General features: G+C 71.6%; 24 protein-coding genes. 18 read left to right on the top strand and 6 right to left on the bottom strand.

Annotated elements, in window-relative coordinates; all coding sequences use genetic code 11:
• The first annotated feature begins 108 nt into the window (after positions 1 to 108).
• Complete coding sequence (locus IF28_RS0113560) at positions 109 to 1,368, top strand: sensor histidine kinase (protein ID WP_030218643.1); 1,260 nt, start codon at positions 109 to 111, stop codon at positions 1,366 to 1,368.
• Positions 1,356 to 2,015 carry a response regulator gene (locus IF28_RS0113555; RefSeq protein ID WP_030218640.1) on the top strand — a complete coding sequence of 220 codons (660 nt, stop codon included), beginning with the start codon at positions 1,356 to 1,358 and terminating at the stop codon, positions 2,013 to 2,015. Before IF28_RS0113560 ends, IF28_RS0113555 begins: the two co-directional genes overlap by 13 nt.
• Before the next feature lie 42 nt (positions 2,016 to 2,057).
• On the opposite strand, the gene IF28_RS0113550 is transcribed toward IF28_RS0113555, so the two are convergent.
• Positions 2,058 to 2,708 carry an FMN-dependent NADH-azoreductase gene (locus IF28_RS0113550; protein WP_030218638.1) on the bottom strand — a complete coding sequence of 217 codons (651 nt, stop codon included), beginning with the start codon at positions 2,706 to 2,708 and terminating at the stop codon, positions 2,058 to 2,060.
• Positions 2,709 to 2,839: 131 nt separating this feature from the next.
• On the opposite strand from IF28_RS0113550, the gene IF28_RS0113545 reads away from it, so the two are divergent.
• A complete protein-coding gene (locus tag IF28_RS0113545) occupies positions 2,840 to 3,211 on the top strand; it encodes a winged helix-turn-helix transcriptional regulator (protein WP_030218635.1) in 372 nt (123 codons plus the stop codon).
• A gap of 18 nt (positions 3,212 to 3,229) precedes the next feature.
• On the opposite strand, the gene IF28_RS0113540 is transcribed toward IF28_RS0113545, so the two are convergent.
• A complete protein-coding gene (locus IF28_RS0113540) occupies positions 3,230 to 3,775 on the bottom strand; it encodes a DoxX family protein (protein ID WP_030218634.1) in 546 nt (181 codons plus the stop codon).
• Between the two features lie 123 nt (positions 3,776 to 3,898).
• Between IF28_RS0113540 and IF28_RS0113535 the strand changes: the two genes are divergently transcribed.
• A complete protein-coding gene (locus IF28_RS0113535) occupies positions 3,899 to 4,225 on the top strand; it encodes a nuclear transport factor 2 family protein (protein WP_030218632.1) in 327 nt (108 codons plus the stop codon).
• Between the two features lie 162 nt (positions 4,226 to 4,387).
• On the opposite strand, the gene IF28_RS0113530 is transcribed toward IF28_RS0113535, so the two are convergent.
• Positions 4,388 to 4,780: a winged helix-turn-helix transcriptional regulator gene (locus IF28_RS0113530; protein WP_030218630.1), complete on the bottom strand. Its 393-nt coding sequence runs from the start codon at positions 4,778 to 4,780 to the stop codon at positions 4,388 to 4,390.
• A gap of 94 nt (positions 4,781 to 4,874) precedes the next feature.
• Here IF28_RS0113530 and IF28_RS0113525 point away from each other — a divergent pair, with 94 nt between their 5' ends.
• From IF28_RS0113525 to IF28_RS0113500, 6 genes are all read left to right on the top strand, one after another.
• Positions 4,875 to 5,720, top strand: coding sequence for an SDR family oxidoreductase (locus IF28_RS0113525; protein WP_030218629.1), 846 nt, complete (start codon positions 4,875 to 4,877; stop codon positions 5,718 to 5,720).
• Positions 5,721 to 6,014: 294 nt separating this feature from the next.
• On the top strand, positions 6,015 to 7,217 hold the full coding sequence (locus tag IF28_RS0113520; protein WP_030218627.1) for a S8 family peptidase: 1,203 nt from the start codon (positions 6,015 to 6,017) through the stop codon (positions 7,215 to 7,217).
• A gap of 161 nt (positions 7,218 to 7,378) precedes the next feature.
• The gene (locus tag IF28_RS0113515) at positions 7,379 to 10,753 is read left to right on the top strand and encodes a pyruvate carboxylase (protein ID WP_030218625.1); all 3,375 of its coding nucleotides are present in this window, start codon (positions 7,379 to 7,381) and stop codon (positions 10,751 to 10,753) included.
• Positions 10,754 to 11,013: 260 nt separating this feature from the next.
• A complete protein-coding gene (locus IF28_RS0113510) occupies positions 11,014 to 11,826 on the top strand; it encodes an SAM-dependent methyltransferase (RefSeq protein ID WP_030218623.1) in 813 nt (270 codons plus the stop codon).
• Between the two features lie 45 nt (positions 11,827 to 11,871).
• On the top strand, positions 11,872 to 12,615 hold the full coding sequence (locus IF28_RS0113505; RefSeq protein WP_030218621.1) for a class I SAM-dependent methyltransferase: 744 nt from the start codon (positions 11,872 to 11,874) through the stop codon (positions 12,613 to 12,615).
• 190 nt (positions 12,616 to 12,805) lie between these two features.
• Positions 12,806 to 15,817 carry a family 16 glycoside hydrolase gene (locus IF28_RS0113500; RefSeq protein ID WP_030218619.1) on the top strand — a complete coding sequence of 1,004 codons (3,012 nt, stop codon included), beginning with the start codon at positions 12,806 to 12,808 and terminating at the stop codon, positions 15,815 to 15,817.
• Here IF28_RS0113500 and IF28_RS0113495 read toward each other — a convergent pair.
• Both IF28_RS0113495 and IF28_RS0113490 read right to left on the bottom strand, forming a co-directional pair.
• Positions 15,814 to 17,454: an MFS transporter gene (locus tag IF28_RS0113495; RefSeq protein ID WP_078621125.1), complete on the bottom strand. Its 1,641-nt coding sequence runs from the start codon at positions 17,452 to 17,454 to the stop codon at positions 15,814 to 15,816. The genes IF28_RS0113500 and IF28_RS0113495 overlap by 4 nt on opposite strands.
• A gap of 220 nt (positions 17,455 to 17,674) precedes the next feature.
• Positions 17,675 to 18,451 (bottom strand): IclR family transcriptional regulator, encoded by a 777-nt coding sequence (locus IF28_RS0113490; protein WP_030218613.1) that lies wholly within the window; start codon positions 18,449 to 18,451, stop codon positions 17,675 to 17,677.
• Between the two features lie 71 nt (positions 18,452 to 18,522).
• On the opposite strand from IF28_RS0113490, the gene IF28_RS0113485 reads away from it, so the two are divergent.
• The 8 genes from IF28_RS0113485 (at position 18,523) to IF28_RS0113450 (ending at position 25,668) form a co-directional block, all read left to right on the top strand.
• Entirely contained in the window at positions 18,523 to 19,683 is a 1,161-nt protein-coding gene (locus IF28_RS0113485) for a cupin domain-containing protein (protein WP_030218610.1), read from the top strand.
• Between the two features lies 1 nt (position 19,684).
• Positions 19,685 to 20,512, top strand: coding sequence for a fumarylacetoacetate hydrolase family protein (locus IF28_RS0113480; protein WP_030218608.1), 828 nt, complete (start codon positions 19,685 to 19,687; stop codon positions 20,510 to 20,512).
• Positions 20,509 to 21,144, top strand: a complete 636-nt coding sequence (locus IF28_RS0113475; protein WP_030218605.1) for a maleylpyruvate isomerase N-terminal domain-containing protein — start codon at positions 20,509 to 20,511, stop codon at positions 21,142 to 21,144. The genes IF28_RS0113480 and IF28_RS0113475 overlap by 4 nt, the downstream gene beginning before the upstream one ends.
• Positions 21,145 to 21,172: 28 nt before the next feature.
• Positions 21,173 to 22,426 (top strand): FAD-dependent oxidoreductase, encoded by a 1,254-nt coding sequence (locus IF28_RS0113470; protein ID WP_030218600.1) that lies wholly within the window; start codon positions 21,173 to 21,175, stop codon positions 22,424 to 22,426.
• Positions 22,423 to 23,616 carry a thiolase family protein gene (locus IF28_RS0113465; protein ID WP_030218596.1) on the top strand — a complete coding sequence of 398 codons (1,194 nt, stop codon included), beginning with the start codon at positions 22,423 to 22,425 and terminating at the stop codon, positions 23,614 to 23,616. Before IF28_RS0113470 ends, IF28_RS0113465 begins: the two co-directional genes overlap by 4 nt.
• A complete protein-coding gene (locus tag IF28_RS0113460; protein WP_030218593.1) occupies positions 23,613 to 24,305 on the top strand; it encodes a 3-oxoacid CoA-transferase subunit A in 693 nt (230 codons plus the stop codon). Before IF28_RS0113465 ends, IF28_RS0113460 begins: the two co-directional genes overlap by 4 nt.
• Positions 24,305 to 24,967, top strand: a complete 663-nt coding sequence (locus IF28_RS0113455) for a 3-oxoacid CoA-transferase subunit B (protein WP_030218590.1) — start codon at positions 24,305 to 24,307, stop codon at positions 24,965 to 24,967. The genes IF28_RS0113460 and IF28_RS0113455 overlap by 1 nt, the downstream gene beginning before the upstream one ends.
• Before the next feature lie 92 nt (positions 24,968 to 25,059).
• The gene (locus tag IF28_RS0113450) at positions 25,060 to 25,668 is read left to right on the top strand and encodes a TetR/AcrR family transcriptional regulator (RefSeq protein WP_030218587.1); all 609 of its coding nucleotides are present in this window, start codon (positions 25,060 to 25,062) and stop codon (positions 25,666 to 25,668) included.
• Positions 25,669 to 25,678: 10 nt separating this feature from the next.
• Here the strand turns inward: IF28_RS0113450 and IF28_RS0113445 are convergent, their stop codons facing one another.
• Positions 25,679 to 26,602: a LysR family transcriptional regulator gene (locus IF28_RS0113445; protein ID WP_030218585.1), complete on the bottom strand. Its 924-nt coding sequence runs from the start codon at positions 26,600 to 26,602 to the stop codon at positions 25,679 to 25,681.
• Positions 26,603 to 26,604 lie beyond the last annotated feature (2 nt).

The raw sequence follows: 26,604 nt of genomic DNA, 5'->3' as shown, positions 1-26,604 counted from the left end.
CCATGGCCCTCCGCGATCCGCGGGCAGTCGTGCCGCTGGGGCGGCCCGGGTGGACGCGGGCGCGGGCCCGGGTGGCCTATTCTCCCCGCCTGGGAGGAGGTACGGACGATGATGACCCAAGACGAGACGTCCGGCAGTCGCGCGGGCACCGTTTCCGCTCGGGCCCGAGCCGCCCTGGACGCCCTGGAACACCTCCTCGCCGGCATGGGCACCGCCCTGCTCGCCCTGCTCGCCGCACTGTGGCTGGCCCTGACCACCGTCGCCTGCCTGGCCGGCGTAGGCCTCTTGCTGCTTCCCTCCGCCCTGCACGCGACCAGAGCCGTCGCCGACCGCGAGCGAACCCGTCTCTCCCGCTGGGGCCCGCAACTCATCAGCCCCCCGGATCCCCCGCCCGGACTGCGCGCCGCCCTCACCGACCGCGCCGTACGCCGCGAGATCCGCTGGGTCTGGGCCCACGCCCTGCTCGGTCTCCTCCTGGGCCTGATCGGCGCCACCCTCCCCCTCAACGCGGCACACGACATCACCTTCCCCCTGTACTGGCGTTTCCTCCCGGAGAGCGAGGCCACCGCCGCCCTGGGCTGGTGGACCGTACGCGACTGGCCCGGCGCCCTCGCCGTCACCCTGTTCGGCGTGCTCACCGTCGCCGCCATCGTGTTCTGCGCCCCCGCCCTCGCGCGGCTCCAGGCATGGCCCGGACGACGTCTGCTCGCCGCCGACCCGGGAACCGACCTCGTCCTGCGGGTCGCCGAACTCACCGCCACCCGCGCCGCCGCGCTCGACGCCCACGCCACCGAACTCCGTCGCGTCGAACGCGCGCTGCACGACGGCACACAGAACCGGATCGTCGCCGTCACCGTGCTGCTCGGCGCCGCCCGGCGCGCCCTCACCCGGAATCCCGGCGAGGCGGACGCCGTACTCGAGCGTGCCCAGGAGGCCGCCGAACAGGCCCTGGCCGAACTGCGGGCGGTCGTCCGCAGCATCCTTCCGCCGGTCCTCGCCGACCGCAGCCTGCCCGACGCCCTCACCGCCCTGGCCGCCGACTGTCCGGTGCCCTGCGGCATCGACACCGACGTGCCCGGCCGCTGCCCGGCGTCGGTGGAGGCGACGGCGTACTTCGTGGTCGCCGAGGCCCTCAGCAACATCGCCAAGCACAGCGGCGCCCGGGAGGCCGGTGTCGTCGTACGCCGCCTCGACGACCGGCTGTACGTGGAGATCCACGACGACGGCCACGGCGGAGCCGACGAACGGAACGGATCCGGGCTCACCGGCATCCGCCGCCGCACCGAGGCGCACGACGGAACACTGGAACTGGCCAGCCCGCCCGGCGGCCCCACCACCCTGAAGGTGACCCTGCCATGCGGATCGTGATCGCCGAGGACGACGCCCTGCTGCGCGAGGGGCTCGCCCTGCTGCTGCGCGCCGAGTCCCTGGACGTGGTGGCCACGGCCGAGGACGCCGACGCCTTCCTGGACGCCGTGGACGCGGAAGATCCGGACGTCGCCATCGTCGACGTCCGGATGCCGCCCACCCACACCGACGAGGGGATCACCGCCGCCGTGGAGGCCCGCCGGCGCCGGCCCGGCCTCGCCGTCCTGGTCCTGTCCGCCTACGTGGAGCAGGCGTTCGCCACCGAGTTGCTCGCCCAGGGCAGCGCCCGGCTCGGCTATCTGCTGAAGGAACGGGTCGGCCGGGTCGAGGAGTTCCTCGACGCCCTGCACCGGGTGGCGCGGGGCGGTACCGCCATCGATCCCGAGGTCGTCGCCCAGCTGCTCACCCGCAGCCGACCGGACGCCCGGCTGGGACGGCTCAGCCCGCGCGAACGGGACGTGCTGGCGCTGATGGCCGAGGGGCTGGGAAACGGGGCCATCGCCGAACGGCTCGTCGTCAGCGACGGTGCCGTCCACAAGCACATCCGCAGCATCTTCGCCAAGCTCGACCTGGCGCCCACCGACCGCACCGACCGCCGGGTCGCCGCGGTGCTGCACTACCTGGAGGACGCCCGGCACCGTGCCTGACCCGGCCCCGGGCGCGGCCGGGCGCGGCCGGGCGCGGCCGGGTTACGCCGCCAGCCGCTCGGCGAGGGTCTTGGCCTTGACGGTCGCGTCCTGGTGCGCGCGCTCGCGGGAGCTCTCGAAGAGCGGGACCAGCTCGGCCATCGCCGGAACCTGCGGGGCCATGGTCAGCTCCGGGACGATGAAGTCGGCCTCGAGACCGAGCATGTCCCCCAGCACCGCGCTCAGATAGTTCTGCACGTACTCGTAGCCCTCGCGCGGGGTGCCGGGCGCGTAGGAGCCGCCCCGGCTGGCGACCACGGTGACCGGGGTGCCCTTGACGGAGGGGCTGTCACCCGCGGTGCGGCCCACCAGGATCACGTTGTCCAGCCACGCCTTGAGCGTCGAGGGGATCGTGAAGTTGTACATCGGGGCGCCGATCAGCACGGCGTCCGCCGCCTCCAGCTCCTCGATCAGCTTCAGGCGCTCGGCGAAGACCGCGGCCTGTTCGGGAGTGTGGGCGGAAGGGTCCGCGAAGCCCGCCGTGTGGGCGTCGGCGGTGAGGTGCGGAACGGGGTCCGTGGCGAGGTCGCGGTAGATCACCGTGCCCTCGGGGTGCTGCTCCTCCCAGGCCTTGCGGAAGGTCTCCGCCACGGCGCGGGACGCGGAACCGGCCGCCGGGAAGACGGAGGAGTCGATGTGCAGAAGGGTGGCCATCTGGGGCTTTCTCCCATGGGTGAAGGGGCGGAGACGCCATCGCGCCGCCGCTAAGAATTCGTACTCGACTATGAATAACACAGGTGCTTACTTTTTTTCATCCCCTTGCACGGGGGTAGTACCCTGAGGGCATGGCGGTCGAGCAGGTGCACGAGGCAGAGGCATGCAAGCGCGTGGACGGTGGCATCACGCGTGTCTTCCAGCTGCTGGGAAAGCGCTGGACGGGGCCGATCGTGGCCGTGCTGGTGGAGCAGCCGGCGTACTTCGCCGATCTGCGCCGGGCCGTCCCGGGCATCAGTGAGCGCATGCTCTCCGACCGGCTCACCGAACTGGGCGCCGCCGGGCTCCTGGTCCGTGAGGTCGACGAGGGACCGCCGCTGCGCGTCTCCTACCGGCTGACCGAGTCGGGCGCGGCGCTGGGACCGGCACTCCAGGAACTCGGCAGGTGGGCCGAGACACACCTGCCCGACGGCGAGGCCTGCAAGGGCCAGACGGGCTGCTGAGCCCGACGGCGCGCCGCGCTACTCCTCGAACAACGCCTCCTGCTCGCCCTCCCTGGCCTTCCGCAGCCGCCTGACCCGCTCGCCGACCGCCATGGTCGTGGCCGCCGCGGCCGCCGCGAAGGCCACCGGGACCATCCAGCTCCGGTTGACCGCGTGGCCGAAGGCGTGGTCCAGGGAGAGCCGGCCGGGACCGGTGACGGCGAGCCCGGCGGCCGTCAGGCCGAGAGACGCGGCGTACTCGAAGCCGCCCTCCTGGTTGAAGAAGCCGTTGGGCGCGTGCACGGCGGACGCGCCCGCCATCGCACCGGCCGCCGCCGCGCCCGCCGCCGGGGTGGCGAGACCGAGCGCGAGCAGCACACCCCCGCCGGCCTCGGCGAGGCCCGCCGCCGTGGCACTGGCCCGGCCGGGCACATAGCCGAGGGACTCCATGAACTGGCCCGTGCCCTCGATGCCGCCACCGCCGAACCAGCCGAACAGCTTCTGCGCACCGTGCGCCGCGAGCACCCCGCCCGTCCCCAGGCGGAGCAGCAGCAGTCCCAGATCACGTCGGTCGTCACAGGTCACGTCGTCTCCCGGAGCGATGGCTTCGCCCCACCGTCCCACCCCCGGCACGGGCCCGGCGCGCCACCGGTTGCCGTTCGGGTGACGCGGGTGGCGCGGCCCGGCGGCCGGTACGACGCTGCAGACATGACGATTCAGAGCACCCGCCTCAGCGACCCCGCCGTCCGCGCCTTCGTCCTGGCCGTGAACAACCACGACCGGGAGGGCTTCCTGGCGCTTCTCACGCCGGACGCCACCATGGCGGACGACGGCTCCGAGCGTGACCTCGCCGACTGGATCGACCGGGAGATCTTCTCCTCCCACGGCCATATGGAGGTCGACAACGAGTCCGCCGCCGGCCGCCGCCTCCTCGCCCGCTACTCCAACGACACCTGGGGCGAGATGCGCACCCGCTGGAATTTCACCGTCGACGACGACGGCCGCATCTCCCACTTCGAAACGGGCCAGGCCTGAGCCGGCCGCCCCTCAGGTGTAGTGATCGCGAGCGTTGGCAACGCCGGTGGGGCTTGATCAGACAAAGGCCTCCGGTGTGGTGGAGGTGCCGAGTCTTCACCGCGCGGAGGTCCTCCTGTCCCACCGTGATGGCCGCGTGAACAACCCTGCGCGTCCGTACGCCTAGCGGGCGGGGTCCGTGTCGTAGACGTGCCGGGCCCGCTCGACCTTGCCCAGGTTGTCCGTCGCCCACTCGGAGAGGTGCGCGAAGAGCGGCGCGAGGCTGAGGCCCAGCTCGCTGATCTCGTACTCCACCCGGGGCGGTACCTCCGGGTGGTAGGTGCGCACGACCAGGCCGTCGCGCTCCAACTGCCGCAGCCGCTGCGTCAGCACCTTCGGGGTGACCCCGCCGATTCGCCGCTGCAGCTCGACGAAACGCTGCCGGCCGTAGGTGTGCAGCGACCACAGGATCGGGGTGGTCCACCGGCTGAACACGATGTCCACGACTGGGCTGATGGGGCACGCCGCTTCGGGGTGGGTCCCGGCGCCCGCCGTCCGTGTCCCGTTCCCTGCCATACGCACCCCTCCGGGATAGCCACTATCTCCTAGGTACCTACTATATCCAGGCTGTTAGCGTCCCCACCACACCGAATCAACAGGGGAGTTGTTCATGTTCGTGGTGACCGGAGCAACCGGGAACGCAGGCCGGGAACTCGTCCGTATCCTCGCGGCGGACGGTGAGCGGGTGACCGCCACCTCCAGGTCGATCTCGGCCGCCGACGTGCCGGAGGGGGTGCGCCACCGGCGTGCGGACCTCACCGACACCGACAGTCTGCGCGCGGTCTTCGACGGCGCCGGCGCGCTCTTCCTGCAGAACGGGGGAGCCAGTGCGCATCTGCTCGAGCCGCACGGCGTCCTCGATGCCGCCAAGGCCGCCGGTATCGCACGCGTCGTCCTGCTGTCCTCCCAGGGAGTCGTCACCCGGCCGCGATCGGCCTCGCACGGCCAGGTGGCACGGACCATCGAGGACGCCGTACGGCAGTCGGGCCTGGACTGGACGATCCTGCGCCCCGGCGGCTTCCACTCCAACGCCCTCGCCTGGGCCGAGCCGGTGCGCACCCGGCGGACGGTCGTCGCACCGTTCGGCGACGTGGGCCTGCCCACGATCGACCCGGCCGACATCGCCGCCGTCGCCGCCGTCACCCTGCGCGGCGCCGAGCACGGCGGCCACGCGTATGAGTTGACCGGCCCGGCCCGCACCACGCCCCGGCAGCGGGCCGAGGCCATCGGCCAGGCGCTGGGTGAACCCGTCCGCTTCATGGAGCAGACCCGCGACGAAGCCCGTGCGCAGATGCGGCAGTTCATGCCGGAGGAGGTGGTCGACACCACGCTCGACATCCTGGGAGCGCCCACCCCGGAGGAACTCCGGGCCGGCCTCGCCGTCGAGGACATCACCGGCCGGCCGCCGCGCACCTTCGCGGACTGGGCGCGGCGCCACGCCGCCCTCTTCCGCTAGGGCCCGGGGGGCGAGGGGCGGCAAACTCCCTCCCCGGTGAGGGTCGGGTGAGGGGATGGTCACCAATCCCGCCCAGCCGGCGGTTGGCGCTTCAAGCACCCCGTTCAGCTCGGCTTTTGCCCGTCGGTTGGCTCCGGCATGGGCGGACGTTGTGGAGATCCGCCGCCGCTGCGGACCGGACCCGGTGCACCACCCATTGATCTGACCGCGACAAGTGGCCACTCTTCTCGTCAGCCTCCCCGCGACCCCGCGCCGGAGGTCAACCCCCCACACCTGACGAGGAGATCCCTCTTCATGACACATCAGATGCGTACCGTCGCACTGAAGGTCACCGCCGCCGCGTGCGCGGTCTCGGCCGCCATGCTCGGAGCGTCGTCCGCCCACGCCGCCGAGCCCGCACAAGGCACCGTCCTCGGCCTGAACGCCGAAGGCGCCGTCGCCGGCAGCTACATCGTCCTGCTCGACGAGAAGACGCGGACGGCGTCCGCCGACAAGAAGGACCTGGCCGAGGAGTACGGCGGCACACTCAGCCGTTCCTACGACGCGGCCCTCGACGGCTTCGCCGCCACCGGCCTCTCCGCGGCCGAGGCGAAGCGCCTCGCCGCGGACCCGGCCGTCGGCGCCGTCGTCGCCAACCGCACCTTCCACACCACCGCCACCCAGGACGACCCCCCGTCCTGGGGCCTCGACCGCGTCGACCAGGAGGACACCGCCGGCGACGGCAAGTACACCTACCCGGACCAGGCCGGCGAGGGCGTCACCGCCTACGTCATCGACACCGGCGTACGCGTCACGCACCAGGACTTCGAGGGCCGGGCGAGCCACGGCTACGACGCCGTCGACGACGACGACACCGCGGACGACGGCAACGGCCACGGCACGCACGTCGCCGCCACCATCGCCGGCGCGGCGCACGGCATCGCCAAGAAGGCCGATGTCGTGGCCGTCAGAGTCCTGGACGACAACGGCTCCGGCACCACCGAGCAGGTCATCGCCGGCATCGACTGGGTCACCGAGAACCACAAGGGACCCTCCGTCGCCAACATGAGCCTGGGCGGCGGCGCCGACCCGGCCCTCGACGCGGCGGTCCAGAAGGCCATCGCCTCCGGGGTCACCTTCGCCGTCGCGGCCGGCAACGAGTCCGCCGACGCCGGACAGGGCTCACCGGCCCGCGTACCGGAGGCCATCACCGTCGCCTCCAGCACCAAGGACGACGCCCAGTCCGACTTCTCCAACTTCGGCACGGCCGTGGACCTGTACGCGCCCGGCTCCGACATCACCTCGGCCTGGAACGACAGCGACACGGGCACCAGGACCATATCCGGCACCTCCATGGCCTCCCCCCACGTGGCCGGCGCGGCCGCCGTGTACCTGGCCGGCCACCCCGATGCCGGTCCGGCGGCCGTGGCGACGGCACTGACCGGCGCGGCCACCGCCGACAGGATCGGCAACCCGGGCAGCGGCACCCCGAACAAGCTGCTGAGGGTCACCGAGTAGGACGCGGCCGGCACGCATGAGGGGCCACAGAGAGGAAACGTTCCTCCTGTGGCCCCTCACCACATGGCCGGGCCGACGGTGAGTGGCCCGGCTCACATGGCGTACCGGACCTGCCACCGACACGATGGTCTTTCGTCACCGGCAGGCTGAAGGGATCGAGAATGTTCCGCAAGGTGCTGGTCGCCAACCGCGGCGAGATCGCGATCAGGGCGTTCCGCGCGGGCTACGAACTGGGCGCCCGAACCGTCGCCGTCTTCCCGCACGAGGACCGCAACTCCCTCCACCGCCTGAAGGCCGACGAGGCGTACGAGATCGGCGAGGCGGGACATCCGGTGCGGGCCTACCTCTCCGTCGAGGAGATCGTCCGCGCCGCCCGCCGCGCCGGTGCCGACGCCGTCTACCCGGGCTACGGATTCCTGTCCGAGAACCCCGAGCTGGCCCGGGCGTGCGAGGAGGCCGGCATCACCTTCGTCGGACCCGGCGCCGACATCCTGGAGCTGACCGGCAACAAGGCGCGCGCCGTGGCCGCCGCCCGCGAGGCGGGCGTACCGGTGCTCGGCTCCTCGGCGCCCTCCACGGACGTCGACGAACTCGTGGCAGCCGCCGACGGCGTCGGCTTCCCCGTGTTCGTCAAGGCCGTCGCGGGCGGCGGCGGGCGCGGCATGCGCCGCGTCGAGGAGCCCGCCCAGCTCAGGGAGGCCATCGAGGCGGCGTCCCGGGAGGCGGCCTCCGCGTTCGGTGACCCCACCGTGTTCCTCGAGAAGGCCGTCGTCGAACCCCGCCACATCGAGGTGCAGATCCTCGCCGACGGACAGGGCGACGTCATTCACCTGTTCGAGCGGGACTGCTCGGTGCAGCGCCGCCACCAGAAGGTGATCGAACTCGCGCCCGCACCCAACCTCGACCCCGGACTGCGCGACCGCATCTGCGCCGACGCCGTGAACTTCGCCCGCCGGATCGGCTACCGCAACGCCGGCACGGTGGAGTTCCTCCTCGACCGGGACGGCAACCACGTCTTCATCGAGATGAACCCGCGCATCCAGGTCGAGCACACGGTCACCGAGGAGGTCACCGACGTCGACCTGGTGCAGGCACAGCTGCGCATCGCGTCCGGCGAGACCCTTGCCGACCTCGGCCTCTCCCAGGAGACGATCACCCTGCGCGGCGCCGCGCTCCAGTGCCGTATCACCACCGAGGACCCCGCCAACGGCTTCCGCCCGGACACCGGCCGGATCAGCGCCTACCGCTCGCCCGGCGGCTCCGGCATCCGCCTCGACGGCGGAACCACCCACGCCGGTACGGAGATCAGCGCCCACTTCGACTCCATGCTGGTGAAACTCACCTGCCGGGGCCGGGACTTCGGCGCCGCGGTCGGCCGGGCCCGGCGCGCGGTGGCCGAGTTCCGCATCCGCGGCGTCGCCACCAACATCCCCTTCCTGCAAGCGGTCCTGGACGACCCGGACTTCCAGGCCGGACACGTCACCACCTCGTTCATCGAGCGGCGCCCGGAACTGCTCACCGCCCGGCACTCCGCCGACCGCGGCACCAAGCTGCTCACCTACCTCGCCGACGTCACGGTGAACAAGCCGCACGGCGAACGGCCCCAGCTGATCGACCCGTTGACCAAGCTGCCCGCACCGCCCGACGGGGAACCGCCGGCCGGTTCCCGGCAGCGGCTCGCCGAGCTCGGTCCGGCCGGCTTCGCCGACTGGCTGCGCGCCTCGCCGACCATCGGCGTCACCGACACCACGTTCCGCGACGCGCACCAGTCGCTGCTCGCCACCCGGGTCCGCACCAAGGACCTCCTCGCCGTCGCCCCGGTCGTGGCGCGCACGCTGCCCGAGCTGCTCTCCCTGGAGTGCTGGGGCGGCGCCACGTACGACGTCGCGCTGCGCTTCCTCGCCGAGGACCCGTGGGAGCGCCTGGCGGCCCTGAGGGAGGCCGTGCCCAACATCTGCCTCCAGATGCTGCTGCGCGGCCGCAACACCGTCGGCTACACCCCGTACCCCACCGAGGTGACCGACGCCTTCGTCCAGGAGGCGGCGGCGACCGGGATCGACATCTTCCGCATCTTCGACGCCCTCAACGACGTCTCCCAGATGCGGCCCGCCATCGACGCCGTACGCGAGACCGGTACCGCCGTCGCCGAGGTGGCCCTGTGCTACACCGCCGACCTGTCCGACCCGGCCGAGCGGCTCTACACCCTGGACTACTACCTGCGCCTGGCCGAGCAGATCGTCGAGGCCGGCGCCCACGTCCTGGCCGTCAAGGACATGGCGGGCCTGCTGCGGGCGCCCGCGGCGGCGACGCTGGTGTCGGCGCTGCGCCGGGAGTTCGACCTGCCGGTCCACCTGCACACCCACGACACCGCGGGCGGCCAGCTGGCCACCTACCTCGCCGCGGTCCAGGCCGGCGCTGACGCGGTCGACGGGGCCGTCGCCTCCATGGCGGGCACCACCTCACAGCCGTCCCTGTCGGCGATCGTCGCCGCGACCGACCACTCCGAGCGCCCCACCGGCCTCGACCTCCAGGCCGTCGGCGACCTGGAGCCGTACTGGGAGAGCGTCCGCAAGGTCTACGCCCCCTTCGAGGCGGGCCTCGCCTCGCCGACCGGACGCGTCTACCACCACGAGATCCCCGGCGGACAGCTCTCCAACCTGCGGACCCAGGCCATCGCCCTCGGTCTCGGCGACCGCTTCGAGGACATCGAGGCGATGTACGCCGCCGCCGACCGGATGCTCGGGCATCTGGTGAAGGTGACCCCCTCGTCGAAGGTGGTCGGCGACCTCGCGCTGCACCTGGTGGGCGCGGGCGTGGCCCCGGAGGACTTCGAGCGGGAGCCGGACCGGTTCGACATCCCCGACTCCGTGATCGGCTTCCTGCGCGGCGAGCTGGGCACACCCCCCGGGGGCTGGCCCGAGCCCTTCCGCGGCAAGGCCCTGCGGGGGCGCGCCGAGCCCAAGCCCGTGCAGGAGCTGAGCGCCGAGGACCGGGCCGGACTGGCGAAGGACCGCCGGCCGACGCTCAACCGGCTGCTCTTCCCCGGTCCCACAAGGGAGTTCGACACACACCGCCAGTCCTTCGGTGACACCAGCGTCCTGGACAGCAAGGACTTCTTCTACGGGCTGCGGCCGGGCACCGAGTACGGCGTCGACCTCGACCCCGGTGTGCGGCTGCTCATCGAGCTGCAGGCGGTGGGGGAGGCGGACGAGCGGGGCATGCGGACGGTGATGTCCTCGCTGAACGGTCAGCTGCGGCCGATCCAGGTCCGTGACCGGTCGGCGGCGTCGGACGTGCCGGTCACGGAGAAGGCGGACCGCGGGAACGCCGGGCATGTCGCGGCGCCTTTCGCGGGCGTGGTGACGCTCGCTGTCGCCGAGGGGGACGAGGTGGCGGCGGGGGCGACGGTGGCGACGATCGAGGCGATGAAGATGGAGGCGGCGATCACGGCGCCGAAGTCCGGCACGGTCGCGCGACTCGCGATCAACAGGATCCAGCAGGTGGAGGGCGGCGACCTGCTGGTGGAACTCGCCTGAGAGTTCCGACCGGAGCGTTTCCCGCCCCACCGCCCCTCCCTTCCCGTCCCTGGGCGCTCCGAAGGGGCGCGGGGAACTGCGCGAACAACCCCCACCGGCCCGCGGGTCCGGGGTCGAAGGGGCAGCGCCCCTTGTGGACGGGAAGGGAAGGGGCGGCGGGGGCGGACACCTGTCCCCAGAACAAGCCTGCGCCGACGACCTGTGGGACCGTAGATTATGCGTTGGCCAGAACAGCCCACGATTGACTACGGACGGTAAAAATGACCGACCCTGCCGCGGCGCCCGGATCAGCGCAGCAGAAGATCGACACCTCGGTGCCGCACTCCGCCCGGATCTGGAACTACTGGCTGGGAGGGAAGGACAACTACCCCGTCGACGAGGAGGCCGGCGACGCCTACACCGCCGTCTTCCCCGGCATCGTCACCATCGCCCGCAGCAGCCGCGCCTTCCTGCGCCGCAACATCACCTTCCTGGCGGGCGAGGCCGGCATACGGCAGTTCCTTGACGTCGGCACCGGCCTGCCGACCGCCGACAACACCCACCAGGTCGCCCAGCGCCTCGCCCCCGACTCCCGGATCGTCTACGTCGACAACGACCCGATGGTCCTCGCCCACGCCCGCGCCCTGCTCTACTCCACCCCGGAGGGCGCGACCGCGTACATCGACGCCGACATCCTCGACCCGGACCGCATCCTCGAGGTCGCCGCGGAGACGCTGGACTTCAAGCGGCCCACGGCCCTGATCCTCAGCAACATCCTGGGACACATCTCCGACTACGACCAGGCGCGTTCCATCGCCACCCGGCTGATGGCCGCCCTGCCGTCCGGCAGCTATCTGTCCGTCAACGACGGCTCACGTGGCGTCGACCCCGTCTTCGAGCGGGCCCAGGACGCCTACAACGAAAGCGGCGCCGTCCCCTACAACCTGCGCACCGTCGACCAGATCACCGCGTACTTCGAGGGCCTGGAACTGCTCGAGCCCGGTGTCGTCCCGGTCCCGCTGTGGCGCCCGGACGGTGACACGTCCACCCCGGAGGTCATCGCCGAACACGGGGGACTCGCCCGCAAGCCGTAGGTTATTCGGTGGACAACGCCCGTGCGGGCGGCCAGCGTTGGCTCAATGGACCAAGAGGAGATCTGGGACGCCGACGCCGCACGGAGCTATGACACCCCCGGCACCGGAATGTTCGCCCCCGAGGTACTGGGACCGACCGTGGACCGCCTCGCCCTGCTCGCCCGGGGCGGGGCGGCGCTCGAGTTCGCCATCGGCACGGGCAGAGTGGCCGTCCCGCTCGCCGGACGCGGAGTCCCCGTCACCGGGATCGAGTTGTCCCGGCCGATGGTCGGGCAACTGCGCACCAAGGCCGACGAGACCACCATCCCCGTGATCATGGGTGACATGGCGACCACCGCCGCACCGGGGGAGTACACCCTCGTCTATCTCGTCTTCAACACCATCGCCAATCTGCTCACCCAGGCCGAGCAGGTCGCGTGCTTCCGCAACGCGGCCCGTCATCTCGGCCCCGGCGGGCGGTTCGTGATCGAACTGTGGGTGCCCGAACTGCGCAGGCTGCCACCGGGAGCGCCGGCCACGGTCGGCCTGTCCGAGCCCGGATACATCCTCCTCGACACCTACGACACCCTCGAACAGCACGTCGTCTCGCACCACTTCTACTTCGACGGCACCAAGCAGGCCGAACTCTTCCGTACCCCGCACCGCTACATCTGGCCGGCCGAACTCGACCTCATGGCCCAACTGGCCGGATTCGAGCTGGAATCCAGGCATGCCGACTGGGACGGTGCGGAGTTCACCGCCGAGTCGCCCTCCCACGTCTCGGTCTACCGCCTCCCGGTCTCGCCGTAACCGCACCGCCGTCCCGACGCCGCCTCATTACATCGATGAAGACTGCCCACCGGAAGGACTTTGAACTCATCGAGTACAAAGTCTGGACGTGTTGAGCAGAAGTCTCCTAGCGTGTCGCCGCAACCGTTGGCGTTTCGCCCATTCGGCACCGGAGTTATCCGGCCCTCCGGTCGACTCAGCAGGAGGAAGCATGGACGCACGGCTGTACCGGCGCGCCCGAAGATCTCTGACAGGACTGGTCGTCGGCGCGTTCGTCGCGGGCGGACTCTGGGGAGCCCCCCTGGCCACGGCCCGGCCGGCCTCCGCGGCCCAGGCGGACGTGCCGCCGCAGGAACCCGGTGTCACCCTGCGCGTCTTCGACGTCCAGGTCCCGCTCGAGAAGATCTGCACACTCAAGCCCGGACAGACCCCCAACGTCGACAAGCTGATGCCGGCCGTCGACTGGAGCACGACCGACGACTTCGGCGGCTTCAACGACAACTTCGTCACCCAGGTCACCGGCAACGTCCATGCGCCCGCGAACGGTTCGTACACCTTCCGGCTGTCCAGCGACGACGGCTCACGGCTGCTGATCGACGGCCAGGTGGTCATCGACCACGACGGGCTGCACGGTGCCGAGCCCAAGGACGGCACGGTCCAACTCACCGAGGGCATGCACTCGTTGCGCATCGACCACTTCGAGCGCGGCGGCGATCAGGTGCTCAACCTCGCCTGGCGGCCCCCGGGCGCCGAGGGGTTCGCGACGGTGCCGAACTCGGCGCTGAGCACCGACGCCGGCGTGGTCCGGGTCACCGCCCCGGGCCGCAAGGAGTGCGAGGGTTTTCGTGACTCGCCGGGCGACGGCCTCCCGCTGAACTCGGTCCGCCCCGACCTCACGCTCACCGACCTGCGCCCCGAGGGCTTCGAACCGCAGGTCACGGGCATGGACTGGCTGCCCGACGGCCGGCTGGTGGTGAGCACCTGGGGCGGCACCGACAACACCGCCGGCGAGGTCTACGTCATGGACGAGGTCACCGGCAGCACGGGCCCCGACAAGGTGAGGGCCACGAAGATCGCCGAGGGCCTCAAGGAACCGATGGGCCTCAAGGTCGTCGACGGCACCATCTTCGTCTCCCAGAAGCACGAGCTGACGGAGCTGGGCGACAGCGACGGCGACGGCGTCATGGACGAGTTCAGGACCATCGCCACCTGGCCGTACGGCGGCAACTTCCACGAGTTCGCCTTCGGACTGCTGTACAGCAAGGGCTACTTCTATCTGAACCTGTCCGTCGCCATCAACTACGGCGGCGCCACCACGGATCCGCAGCCCGCACCCGGCCGCGGCGCGACCATCAAGGTCAACAAGAAGACCGGCAAGGTGAGTTACCTCGCCGGCGGCCTGCGCACCCCGAACGGCATCGGCTGGGGCCCCGAGGGTGACATCTTCGCCACCGACAACCAGGGCGGCTGGCTCCCCTCGTCGAAGCTGGTCCACATCAAGCAGGACCGCTTCTTCAACCACTACACCAACCCCGCCGGCCCCTTCGACTCCGAGCCGGTGACCCAGCCGGTGCTCTGGCTCCCGCAGAACGAGATCGCCAACTCGCCCAGCACCCCCCTCTACCTGACCAAGGGCCGCTTCAAGGGGCAGATGCTGTTCGGTGACGTCACCTACGGCGGTCTGCAGCGCGCCTACCTGGAGAAGGTCAAGGGCCAGTACCAGGGCGCCGTCTTCCGCTACACCCAGGGCCTCGAAGCCGGCGTCAACCGGATCACCATGGGCCCCGACGGCGCCATCTACGCCGGCGGTCTGGGCGCGGACGGCAACTGGGGCCAGGAGGGCAAGCTCCGGTACGGCCTCCAGAAGCTGACGCCGAACGGCGGCGACACCTTCGACATCCAGGCCATGCGGGTGAAGAAGGGCGGCTTCGAGCTGGAGTACACCCAGCCGCTGTCCGAGGAGACCGCTGACAACCTTGTCAGCCACTACGAGGCCCAGCAGTGGCGTTACACACCGACCCAGGACTACGGCGGCCCCAAGATCGCCGAGGAGACCCTGAAGGTGACGTCGGCCAAGCTGTCGCGGGACCGCAAGAAGGTGACCCTGGCCGTCGAGGGCCTCAAGCCCGGCCGTGTCGTCCACCTCCGTTCCCCGCGCCCGTTCAGCTCGGCGTCCGGCGAGACCCTGTGGAGCACCGAAGCCTGGTACACGCTCAACGCCATGCCGGGCAAGCAGCCCGAACAGGGCCCGCTGTACGAGGCCGAGGAGGCGGCCCTCACCGGTGCGGCCGGCATCAACACCGATCACAGGGCCTACTCCGGCAGCGGCTTCGTCGCCCGGTACGGCACCCGGGGCGCCACGACGACCTTCGACGTCAAGGTGCGCAGGAGCGGGACGTACGACGTCGGGCTGCGCTACTCCAACGGCCCGAACCCCTTCCAGGGCACCAAGTCCCTCTCCCTCTACGTCAACGGCGAGAAGGTGAAGCAGGCCGAGTTCCGCAGCACCGGCGACTGGGACACGTGGTCGACACAGACGGAGGCACTGCGGCTGCGCGCCGGGCACAACAGCATCGCCTACCGGTACGACGAGGGCGACACCGGGCACGTCAACCTCGACCTCCTCAGCGTCGACCGGCACGGCGGCGCGGTCGAGCTGTTCGACGGTGACGGTACGGACCGGTGGCAGCACACCGACGGCCGGCCGGTGGAGTGGCCGGTCACCGACGGCGCCATGGAGGTCTGCTGCGGGGACATCCGTACCAAGAACAGCTACGACGACTTCAGACTGCACGTCGAGTACTGGCTGCCCCAGCTGCCGCCGGACGTCACCGGCCAGGACCGCGCCAACAGCGGCGTCTACCTCCAGGACCGCTACGAGCTCCAGATCCTCGACTCGTACGGCGACACCACGCCCGACACCAACGAGGCGGGAGCGATCTATCTCAAGAAGGCCCCTGACGTGAACGCCGCCAGGGCACCCGAGACGTGGCAGTCGTACGACATCGTCTTCCACGCGGCACGCTACGACGCCGAGGGCGAGAAGACGGCCGACGCCCGCGTCACCGTGGTGTGGAACGGCAAGAAGGTCCACGACGACGTGAGCATCAACAGCCCGACGGGCGGCGGAGCCGCCGAGGGCCCCGCAGCCGGAGCCATCCGGCTGCAGGACCACGGCAACAAGGTCCGCTACCGCAACATCCGTATCGAACCGCTGCGTTAGCCGGCGGTGACCGGATCGGGAGTCCTGCCGTCCGAGGAGGACGGCAGGACTCCCGATCCCTCGTCCTCCGTCGTGCCCGAGCCGCGGAGACCGATCATGCCGAACGCCGTCAGCACGGCGGCGACGACGGCCGCCGCACCGCACACCAGGTACGCGGTGCTGAAGCCGCTGCCCAGTGCCTCCAGCGCGACGCCGTGCGCGGCGGAGCCCGGGGCGCCGGGCGGCAGGCTGTTCACGGCGATCGGGCCGCCGGCGGAGGCGATCTCGCGTGCCGCGGCCGTCTGGCCGCCGTTCAGACCCGCGCCGGGCAGGTTCGCCATGAACGCCGAGCCGGCGCCGCTGAGGGCGACCGCGCTGACCACGACGGGACCGAGCGCGAAACCGAGGTCGCGGAGCATGTTGGTGGTGGCGCTCGCCATGCCCGCCAGATGCCGCGGCACGCTGTTCAGCGCCACGGCCGTCACGGAGCTGACGGTCAGGGCGAATCCGGTGCCGATCAGCAGGGAAGGCGCGATGAAGGCACCGAGTCCGGTGTCGGTGACGTCCATCCGGGAGAACAGCAGACAGCCGATCGCCATCAGGACGAATCCCGAGGTCAGCAGCCACGTCGCGGCGACCCGGTGCAAAAGGCGCGAGACGACCGGGATCAGCAGGAAGGCGGGCCCCTGGAGCAGCAGGAAGGGAACCGCGACGCGGATCGGGTCCTGGTGCTGTACCGGACCCAGCCACATGCTCGTGGCGAAGCAGGCGCCCAGGAAGGCGAGCATGCCGATGACCGCGACGACGGACGACACGGTGAAGGCCCGGTTGCGGAACAGCTTCAGGTCGAAGATGGGGGACTCGGCGCCCAGTTCCACCAGGACGAACGCGGCGAGGAAGCACGCGCCGATGCCGAAGGCGAGGATCACGGGCAGCGTGGTCCAGCCCGACTCGGGGCCCTCGACCGCGCCGTACAGGACCAGGACGAGGCCGATGGCGAAGGTGATCTGACCGGGCACGTCGAGTCTGCGGCCCTCGGGCGCCTTCGACTCCGTGGCCAGCGACGCGGTCAGCACCATACTGGCCAGGGCGAGTGCGACGAGCACCCAGAACGAACCGCGCCACGAGCCGACCTTGGCGAACATGCCGCCGAGCAGGGGGGACACGGCGGCACCGGCGGACAGGAAGCCGCTCCAGAGCGCCACCGCGTGGGCCCGTTCCCGCACGGTGCGGGTGACGGCACTGATCGCGGTGAGCGAGCCGGGGAACATGGCGCCGGCGCCGAGGCCGTTGAGGGCGGCGCCGACCCACAGCACCCTGACATCGGGCGCGAGCGCGGCCACGGTGCTGCCCGCGGCGATCAGTGCCGTACCGGCCACGACCAGCCTGCGTCGTCCGAAGAGGTCCCCGAGAACACCGAAGGTGAACTCGAAGCAGACCACGGCGATCATGAACGCGGCGGTGATCCAGGTGAGTTGGGAGCCGTGGGTGTTCAGGTCCTGCTGGAGGAGGCCGTTCAGCGAGGCCGGCAGCGCGTTGGCGACCTGGGCCACGAAGACCGCGCCGCAGGCGGCCGCGAGTGTCCCCGCGTAGCCCGGTTTGCGGGCGGTCCCCGCGGCTGGGCCCTGGGACGTCGGGGCCCCGTTGTTGAGCGTCATGGGTGGTTTCTCCCTGGCTGGGAAAGCGGACGGCCCGGATACGGGCGTCCTGAGAGCGTCGAGGCGCTCGGCTCCGCGGACGCGGTGGGGGAGGGGACACGTCGCGAGTCCGGCGTGGTGCCGTGGAGAATGACATCTCGCTTTACGTCGCGTCAATGAAATCTGCACAACTTAAGATGAGTGATCTATATGTACGACGAATGGCCGCCGGGGCCGCCGCTCAGGGCTGCTCCGAGAGGTCCGCCTCCAGGGCGCGTGCCGCGGCCTCCAGCGTGGAGACCAGCGGCTGGAGACGGTGCGGGTCGTAGCGCACACCCGGCATGGACACCGACAGGCCCGCCACGGCGGTGCCGTCCCGGTCGCGGACCGGTACCCCGACGGCCACCAGGCCGCGTTCGGAGCGCTCCTGGTTGACGGCGAACCCGTTGCGCCGCAGACGCGCCAGTTCGGTCCGCAGCCGGGCGGGGTCGGGGCGCTCGCCGGGGCGGTCCCGGTAGCGCTCGGGGGCGTACACCTCGTCCAGTTCCTCATCGGAGAGGTCGGCCAGCAGCAGCAGTCCCGCCGTGACGCGGTGGGCCGGGAACACCATGCCCTCGCGGGAACCGACCCGCAGCGCCCGCCGGCACTCGACGCTGGCGATGAACCGGGCCGTGTCCCCCGTGCGCACGATCAGGTTCGTGGTCTCGTCCAGCAGATCGACGACCCGGCGCAGATGGGGCAGGGCCGCCGCCCGCAGCCGCGACACCAGGGACTGCGAGTGCGCGGCGAGCTCCAGCACCGGCCCCGCCCGGTAGACCCGGTCCTCGCCCTGAACGGCGAAGTCGCGGTAGACGAGCATCGCCAGGATCCGGTGGGCGGTCGACCGGGCGACACCGAGCCGTTCCGCCAGCTGCGAGACGGTCGCGCCACCCTCCATCTGCAGGATCGCTGCGGCCCGCAGCGCGTGGTCCACGCTGGCGATGAGGTAGGGCGGCGGTGTCTTGAGCTGTTTGTCCATGACGCGACCTCCGGATTCTGCTCTCCAGAATCTACATGTTCTTCAGGGTGACACCATGCACGCTGAGCCACATGACTCAGTCGTCCATCGCCCAAGACACCACGACGGGTTCCCCGGTGCGTTTGCGGGCCGTGTCCGCCGAGGGGCAACCCGAGGTCACGCCGGCCCTCGAAGAGCTCTACCGGGGCTTCGAGCAGGAGCTGCTGGTCCCGCTGTGGACCGAGATCGGCGATCTGATGCCGGCCCGTCCGCGCTCCCGCGCCGTGCCGCACCTGTGGCGCTGGCAGAAGCTGCGGGAACTGGCGGACCGGGCCGGCGGCCTGGTCCCGGTCGGCCGGGGCGGCGAGCGCCGCGCCATCGCGCTGGCCAATCCCTCCCTCGGCGGCCGCCCCTTCGCCACCCCCACCCTGTGGGCGGCCATCCAGTACCTCATGCCCGGCGAGGACGCCCCCGAGCACCGCCACACCCAGCACGCCTTCCGCTTCGTCGTCGAGGGCTCGGGCGTGTGGACGGTCGTCGGCGGCGACCCGGTGCCGATGAACCGCGGCGACTTCCTCCCGCAGGCCGGCTGGAACTGGCACGCACACCACAACGCCACCGCCGAGCCGATGGCCTGGATCGACGGACTGGACATCCCCTTCCAGTACGTCACCGAGGCACAGTTCTTCGAGTTCGGCCGCGACGAGATCACCGACGCCGAGCGCATCACCCCGGAGCGCTCCCGCTCCGAGCGCCTGTGGGGCCACCCGGGCCTGCGCCCGCTGGCGGCCGTGCCCGCCACGCCGGGCAGCCCGCTGCTCTCGTACAAGTGGGAGTACACCGACGCGGCCCTGCGCGACCAGCTGCTGCTGGAGAAGGAGGGCTTCGGCGGCACCGTCGAGCCCGGCCACGCCGCGGTGCGCTACTCCAACCCGCACGACGGCTCCGACGTGCTGCCGACCCTCCGCGCCGAGTTCCACCGGGTCGCCCGGGGCGCCGAGACCGCGCCGGTGCGCGAGACCGGCTCGTCCGTCTACCAGGTGTTCGACGGATCGGGCGTCGTGACCGTCGGTGACACGTCCTGGACGGTGACCCGTGGCGACCTGTTCGCCGTCCCCTCCTGGGAGCCGTTCTCCGCCCGGTCCGAGGCCGGTACGACCGACTCCGACGAGGGCGCGCTCGACCTCTTCCGCTTCTCCGACGCGCCCGTCTTCGAGGCGCTCAAGCTCGACCGCACCCAGAAGGACGCCTGACATGAAGCTCGCCACCATCCGCACCGCCGACGGCACCCGCGCGGTCCGCCTCGACGGCGGCCTCCTCGTCGACCTCGGGTACGCCGACCTGGGCGAACTGTTCGCCGAGGCGGACTGGCAGGACCGGGCCGCCGCCGCCTCCGGCCCCGCCTACCCGGTCGAGGACGCGGACTTCGCCCCGGTCGTGCCGAACCCGTCCAAGGTCGTCTGCGTCGGCCACAACTACACCAACCACATCAAGGAGATGGGCCGGGACCTGCCCTCCCACCCGACCCTCTTCCCGAAGTTCGCCGACACCCTGCTGGGCGCGAACGACGACATCGTCAAGCCTGCCGAGACCGACGCGCTCGACTGGGAGGTCGAACTGGCCGTCGTCATCGGCAGGCAGGTGCGCCGCGCCGACGAGCAGCAGGCCGCCGACGCCATCGCCGGCTTCACCGTCATGAACGACATCTCGGTACGCGACTGGCAGTTCCGCACCATCGAGTGGACCCAGGGCAAGATCTGGGAGGCCACCACCCCGGTCGGACCCTACGTCGTCACCCCCGACGAGGTCGGCGGCGTCCGCCCCGCCCTCGAGGTGCGGACGGTCGTCGACGGGCAGGTCATGCAGCGGGACGACACCGGCACACTGCTGTTCGACCCGGTCTTCCTGGTCCAGTACATCTCCACCGTCATCACCCTGCGCCCGGGCGACATCATCGCCACCGGCACCCCGGCCGGGGTGGGCAACGCCCGCGAGCCCAAGGTTTTCCTGCTCCCCGGCCAGTCCGTGGTCACCGAGATCACCGGCCTGGGCACCTGCGCCAACAAGGTGGTCGGGGCATGACCGACGGCACGCGGACCCTCTCCGACGCACGCGCATGGGCCCGTACCGGCACCGAGCTGATGCTCGACGCCGTGGCCGGCCTCGACGAGTCCGGCCTCTCGGCCCCCGGCGCGCTGCCGGACTGGACCCGGAAACACCTCGTGGCGCACGTCGCCGCCAACGCCGACGCCCTGTGCAACCTGGTGCACTGGGCGGCCACCGGCGAGGAGCGGCCGATGTACGCCTCCGCCGAGGAACGCGCCGCCGGTATCGCCAAGGGCCCCACCCTCTCGGCCGGCGAACTCCGCTCCTGGCTCACCGGCTCCGCGCACAGGCTCGCGGCGGGACTGGACGGGCTCACCGACGAGCAGTGGCACCGCGAGGTCGTCACCGCCCAGGGCCGTACCGTCCCCGCCACCGAACTCCCGTGGATGCGCGCCCGCGAGGTGTGCGTCCACGCCGTCGACCTCGGCACCGGCGTCGTCACCTTCGCCGACCTCCCGATGGACTTCCTGACCGCCCTGGTCGCCGAGATCAGCGCCAAGCGCGGGCTGGCCGAGCTGCCCGACGGTCCGCTGCCCGAGGTCGCCGCCTGGCTGGCCGGCCGCCCCCACTCGCTCGCCGACGCTCCCGAGCTCGGCCCGTGGCTGTAGAGAGGTGAGTCCCGTGTCCCATCCTGATGTGATCGTGGCCGGCGGCGGCATCGGCGGCCTGGGCGTGGCGTTCTCCCTGACCCGCCGGGGCCAGAACGTCCGCCTGCTGGAGAGCGCCCCCGCCTTCGGCGAGGTCGGCGCCGGCATCCAGCTCGCCCCCAACTGCACCCGCATCCTCGACGACTACGGCCTCCTGGAGGAGGCCAAGAGCCTCGGTGTCGTCCCGGATGCGATGGTCATGCGCGACGCCGTCGACGGCGGCGAGCTGACCCGGCTCGACCTGCGCGACCTCGAGCGGCGCTACGGCTACCCGTACCTGGTCATCCACCGCAGCGACCTGCACGGCCTGCTGCTGCGTGCCTGCGAGCGCGCCGGCGTCGAGCTGGTCAACGACGCGCACGTGACGTCGTACGAGAACACCGACGGCGGCGCCCGCGTGACCGTCGCCTCCGGCGCGACCCACGAGGCCGGCGTGGTGATCGCGGCCGACGGCCTGCACTCGTCCGCCCGCGGGCTGTTCGTCGACGACCGGCCCGTCTCCTCCGCCTACGTCGCCTACCGCGGCACCGTCCCCGCCGAGCAGCCGCGGGTGAGGTCCGTCGACCTGAGCGAGGTCGTCGTGTACATCGGCCCCGGCTGCCACTTCGTCCACTACGGGCTGCGCGGCGGCGAGATGCTCAACCAGGTCGCCGTCTTCGAGTCGCCCAGGGCGCTGGCCGGCGAGGACGACTGGGGCACACCCGACGAGCTCGACGCCGCCTTCGCCCGGACCGGCGAGTTCGTCCGGGACGGGCTGCCCTTCATGTGGCGGGAGAAGTGGTGGCGGATGTTCGACCGCGACCCGATCATGACGTGGGTGCACGGCCGGATCGCGCTGCTCGGCGACTCCGCGCACCCGCCGCTCCAGTACATCGCGCAGGGCGCGATCATGGCCCTCGAGGACGGCTGGGTGCTGGGCGAGCACGTGGCCCGCAACCGTGCCGGGGACGGCACCGTCGACTGGAGCGCGGCGCTCGCCGCGTACGAGGCGGTCCGCCCCGAGCACTGCCGTCGCGTGCTGACCACGTCCCGCAAGTGGGGCGAGCTGTGGCACCTGGACGGTCTCGCCCGCGAGCAGCGCAACGTGCTGCTGCGCGCCCGCGACACCTACGACTACTCCTTCACCGACTGGCTGTACGGCCCGACGGCCCTCACTCCCGACCAGGAGCCGGAGATGTTCACGCCGATCCCGCTGGACTCGGCGCCCGTCGGGGAAGCACTGCCGGCGGGTGAGGCCGCATGAGCGAGGCCTTCCTCTACGCGGCGGCCCGTACCCCGTTCGGCCGGTTCAACGGCGCTCTCGCCGGAGTCCGCCCCGACGACCTCGCCGCCACCGCGCTGACCGGGCTGCTGGCCAAGGCGCCCGGCCTCGACCTCGCCGCGATCGGCGACGTGGTGTGGGGCAACGCCAACGGCGCCGGCGAGGACAACCGCAACGTCGGCCGGATGGCCGTACTGCTGGCCGGACTGCCGGTGAGCGTGCCCGCCACCACCGTCAACCGGCTGTGCGGCTCCAGCCTGGACGCGGCGATCATCGCCTCGCGCACCCTGGAGTCCGGCGACGCGGACATCGTCGTCGCCGGCGGCGCCGAGTCCATGACGCGAGCCCCCTGGGTGCTGCCCAAGCCGGACCGCGCCTTCCCCGCCCGCGACGTCACGGCCGTCTCCACCACCCTCGGCTGGCGCCTGGTCAACCCCGCCATGCCGAAGGAGTGGACGGTCTCGCTGGGGGAGAGCAACGAACTCCTCCAGGAGAGGTTCTCGATCTCCCGGGAACGGCAGGACGCGTTCGCCGCGCGCTCCCACAAGCTCGCCGACGCCGCCTGGGACGACGGCTTCTACGACGACCTGGTCCTGCCCACGGAGGGCCTTACGCGCGACGAGGGCATCCGCCCCGGCACCGACCCCGGGAAACTGGCGGCCCTCACACCGTCGTTCCGCCCGGACGGGACGATCACGGCCGGCAACGCCTCCCCGCTGAGCGACGGGGCGTCGGCCGTCCTGCTGGGCACCGGGGCGGCGGCCGGGCGGATCGGCCTGGAGCCCGTCGCCCGGATCGCCGGGCGCGGTGTGCACGCGGTCGAGCCGCAGCTGTTCGGTTTCGCCCCCGTGGAGGCGGCCGAAAAGGCGCTGCGCCGGGCCGGGATCGGCTGGGGCGACGTCGGCGCGGTCGAGCTGAACGAGGCGTTCGCGGTGCAGTCGCTCGCCTGCGTGGACGCCTGGGGCGTCGACCAGGAGATCGTCAACACCCGCGGCGGCGCCATCGCCCTCGGGCACCCGCTGGGCGCCTCCGGCGGCCGGCTGCTCGGCACCCTGGCGAAGGTGCTGCGCGAGCGGCGGCAGCGCTGGGGCGTCGCCGCCATCTGCATCGGCGTGGGCCAGGCCCTCGCGGTAGTCCTGGAGAACGTGACGGACGAGGTGAGCCGGGGATGACCACGACCATCGCCGCCACGACCGACGAGGCCGTCACGGGCATCGAGGACGGCTCGACGGTGCTGGTGGGCGGATTCGGTCTGGCCGGCATGCCGTTCGACCTCGTCGACGCCCTCATCCGGCAGGGCGCCACGGACCTCACCGTGGTGTCCAACAACGCCGGCAACGGAGACGTGGGCCTGGCCGCGCTGCTCAAGGCCGGCCGGGTGCGCAAGGTCATCTGCTCCTTCCCCCGGCAGAGCGACTCCTACGTCTTCGACGACCTGTACCGAGCGGGCCGCGTCGATCTCGAGGTGGTCCCGCAGGGCACCCTCGCCGAGCGGATGCGGGCCGCCGGAGCGGGCATCGGCGCCTTCTACAGCCCCGTCGGCGTCGGCACCCCGCTGGCCGAGGGCAAGGAGACACGGGAGATCGACGGCCGCGTCCACGTCCTGGAGTACCCGATCAGGGGCGACGTCGCCCTGATCTCCGCCCACCGCGCCGACACCATGGGCAACCTGGTCTACCGCAAGACCGCCCGGAACTTCGGCCCCGTCATGGCCACCGCCGCCACCACCGTCGTGGCCCAGGTCACCGACATCGTGCCCGCCGGGAAGATCGACCCGGAGACCGTGGTCACCCCCGGCATCCACATCGACCGCCTGGTACGGGCCGAGGCCCGCCGGCTCACCGTGCAAGGAGCCCGCTGATGACCACGACCGTGCCGGAGCGGACGGACCGGGGCCCGCTCACCACCGACGAACTCGCGGCCCGCATCGCCCGCGACATCCCGGCCGGCTCGTACGTCAACCTCGGCATCGGACAGCCGACCCGGATCGCCGAACACCTCTCGCCGGACGCGGGGATCGTGCTGCACACCGAGAACGGCATGCTCGGCATGGGCCCGGCCGCGACCGGTGACGAGGTCGACACCGACCTCACCAACGCCGGCAAGGTCCCGGTCACCGAACTGCCCGGAGCGGCGTACTTCCACCACGCCGACTCCTTCGCGATGATGCGCGGCGGCCACCTGGACGTGTGCGTCCTCGGGGCGTTCCAGGTCTCCCACCACGGTGACCTCGCCAACTGGCACACCGGCGACCCCGACGCCATCCCCGCGGTGGGCGGCGCGATGGACCTCGCCGTCGGAGCGCGCCGGGTCCTGGTGATGATGAAGCTGTTCACCCGGGACGGCGCCCCCAAGCTCGTCCCCGCGTGCACGTACCCGCTCACCGGGCCCGGCTGCGTGCACCGCGTCTACACCGATTACGGCGTCTTCGCCGTCGGTCCGGACGGCGTGCGGGTGCTGGAGACGTACGGCATCACGGTGGCGGAACTGGAGGAGCGGCTCTCTGTCGGGGTGCTCACATGACGCTGTACGGGCCGTAAGGATCCCGGGCTTCGCGTTGAGTCGAAGTCCGGTGGGTGCGTTCGCCGTACGGTGACGGCGTTAGGATCTCCGGCATGGCGAACCTTCGTGAGGCACAGAAGCAGATGACCCGCCGTCTGCTGCTGGAGTCGGGACTCGAACTGTTCAAGGCGAAGGGGTACGCCGCCACCACGGTCGACGACATCGCGACCGCCGCGGGCACCACACGCGTGACCTTCTACGCGTACTTCCCCTCCCGCAGCGAACTGATGAAGGCGCTCATCGACGAGCAGCTCAACGAGGCGCTGCAGCGCGTCCGGTCGCCCGAACACGGATCCACGGCACGTGACCTCGTCGCCACCGTCGCCGAGGGCACGCCCGAGGCGATCATGGCGTGGCTGCGGCGCACCTCGGACAACTGGCCCGCGATCCGGCCGATCATCCGGATCGGCCGCGATGCCTCGGTGATCGACCCGGACCTCCCCGACCTGGTCGAACGCTGGCTCGAGGAAGCCATCAGCGACATCGAGGACGGGCTCACCGCGGCCGGGCGCCTCGAACCCCACCAGCGCCACTTCCGGGGCGTGCTCGCCATGTCCCAGCTCGACTACGTCGCCCAGCACTGGGACCACGCCGACTGGAGACTCGACCGCGAGCAGATGCTCGAAGAGCTCGGCGCCAGCTGGGTGCGGCTGCTGACCTGACCGGCCGGCGTCAGACGGGCTTCGCCGCGTCGAACAGCAGCGCCCGGAGCCACTCGACGAAGTACTGGTCGCTCAGCCGGGGATTCCACACCATGTCGATCCCGAGGCCGGGCAGCGGGAACGGGAACTCCTCGATCCGCAGCTCGGCGAGCGTCCGCATGGTGGCGGCGACCCGGTGGCGCATCAGCGCGACGCCCCCTCCGCGTGCGACCAGGAACGGCACCAGCAGATAGTCGGAACTGAACTGACCGACCCGGTAGGGGATGCCCTTGTCCTCCAGCAGCGCATAGGGGAAGACCCGCCGTTCGGTGTCGACGACGACGTGCGGCCGGGTGGTCAGGAGGTCGAGCGCGCTCGCCTCCGGCGGCGCGTCCGCCGAGGCCACCACCACGCAGCGGTCGTCGTACAGCCGCTCGCGCGGGTGCGGCGAGAAGTGCCCCTCGGAGATCAGCACCACGTCGACGCCCTGGTCCGAGAAGGTGGCCTCGGTCGGCACCGCGATGGTGCGCAGCCGCAGGGTGGTGTGCGGGGCGCGCTCCGCGACCAGCCGCATCAGCCGGGGCCCGATGACGAACGCGGTGCTGTTGGTCATGGCGACCGTGATGACCCGCTGGTCCGTGGCGGGGTCGAAGGAGGGGAAGTTCACCACGCGTGCCGTCTGCCGAAGGGCGCTGCGCAGCGGCCCGAGCAACTCCAGCGCGCGGGGGGTGAGCGTGACGCCCGTTCCGTGCCGGACGACGAGCTCGTCCCCCAGCATCCGCCGCATCCTCGTCAGGGCGTGGCTCATCGCCGGCTGGGAGAGACCGACCCGCTCGGCGGCCCGGGTCACCGAACGTTCCTCCAGCAGGGCGAGAAGGGGCACCAGCAGGTTCAGGTTGACCGACGCCAGCCGGTCGAGATCCGAACCCGTGGTGCCCTCCGCCTCTGCGCCCATGC

Origin of the sequence: Streptomyces sp. NRRL WC-3626, assembly GCF_000718785.1 — a bacterium.
Lineage (GTDB): Bacteria > Actinomycetota > Actinomycetes > Streptomycetales > Streptomycetaceae > Streptomyces > Streptomyces edwardsiae.
The sequence above is the reverse complement of the archived record's forward strand: the minus strand, read 5'-3'. Positions and strand labels throughout refer to the sequence as shown.

Coding starts and splice junctions, on each gene's coding strand:
- IF28_RS0113560 (WP_030218643.1), top strand. CDS start 109: ATGATGACCCAAGACGAGACGTCCGGCAGTCGCGCGGGCACCGTTTCC.
- IF28_RS0113555 (WP_030218640.1), top strand. CDS start 1,356: ATGCGGATCGTGATCGCCGAGGACGACGCCCTGCTGCGCGAGGGGCTC.
- IF28_RS0113550 (WP_030218638.1), bottom strand. CDS start 2,708: ATGGCCACCCTTCTGCACATCGACTCCTCCGTCTTCCCGGCGGCCGGT.
- IF28_RS0113545 (WP_030218635.1), top strand. CDS start 2,840: ATGGCGGTCGAGCAGGTGCACGAGGCAGAGGCATGCAAGCGCGTGGAC.
- IF28_RS0113535 (WP_030218632.1), top strand. CDS start 3,899: ATGACGATTCAGAGCACCCGCCTCAGCGACCCCGCCGTCCGCGCCTTC.
- IF28_RS0113530 (WP_030218630.1), bottom strand. CDS start 4,780: ATGGCAGGGAACGGGACACGGACGGCGGGCGCCGGGACCCACCCCGAA.
- IF28_RS0113525 (WP_030218629.1), top strand. CDS start 4,875: ATGTTCGTGGTGACCGGAGCAACCGGGAACGCAGGCCGGGAACTCGTC.
- IF28_RS0113520 (WP_030218627.1), top strand. CDS start 6,015: ATGACACATCAGATGCGTACCGTCGCACTGAAGGTCACCGCCGCCGCG.
- IF28_RS0113515 (WP_030218625.1), top strand. CDS start 7,379: ATGTTCCGCAAGGTGCTGGTCGCCAACCGCGGCGAGATCGCGATCAGG.
- IF28_RS0113510 (WP_030218623.1), top strand. CDS start 11,014: ATGACCGACCCTGCCGCGGCGCCCGGATCAGCGCAGCAGAAGATCGAC.
- IF28_RS0113505 (WP_030218621.1), top strand. CDS start 11,872: ATGGACCAAGAGGAGATCTGGGACGCCGACGCCGCACGGAGCTATGAC.
- IF28_RS0113500 (WP_030218619.1), top strand. CDS start 12,806: ATGGACGCACGGCTGTACCGGCGCGCCCGAAGATCTCTGACAGGACTG.
- IF28_RS0113495 (WP_078621125.1), bottom strand. CDS start 17,454: ATGACGCTCAACAACGGGGCCCCGACGTCCCAGGGCCCAGCCGCGGGG.
- IF28_RS0113490 (WP_030218613.1), bottom strand. CDS start 18,451: ATGGACAAACAGCTCAAGACACCGCCGCCCTACCTCATCGCCAGCGTG.
- IF28_RS0113485 (WP_030218610.1), top strand. CDS start 18,523: ATGACTCAGTCGTCCATCGCCCAAGACACCACGACGGGTTCCCCGGTG.
- IF28_RS0113480 (WP_030218608.1), top strand. CDS start 19,685: ATGAAGCTCGCCACCATCCGCACCGCCGACGGCACCCGCGCGGTCCGC.
- IF28_RS0113475 (WP_030218605.1), top strand. CDS start 20,509: ATGACCGACGGCACGCGGACCCTCTCCGACGCACGCGCATGGGCCCGT.
- IF28_RS0113465 (WP_030218596.1), top strand. CDS start 22,423: ATGAGCGAGGCCTTCCTCTACGCGGCGGCCCGTACCCCGTTCGGCCGG.
- IF28_RS0113460 (WP_030218593.1), top strand. CDS start 23,613: ATGACCACGACCATCGCCGCCACGACCGACGAGGCCGTCACGGGCATC.
- IF28_RS0113455 (WP_030218590.1), top strand. CDS start 24,305: ATGACCACGACCGTGCCGGAGCGGACGGACCGGGGCCCGCTCACCACC.
- IF28_RS0113450 (WP_030218587.1), top strand. CDS start 25,060: ATGGCGAACCTTCGTGAGGCACAGAAGCAGATGACCCGCCGTCTGCTG.
- IF28_RS0113445 (WP_030218585.1), bottom strand. CDS start 26,602: ATGGGCGCAGAGGCGGAGGGCACCACGGGTTCGGATCTCGACCGGCTG.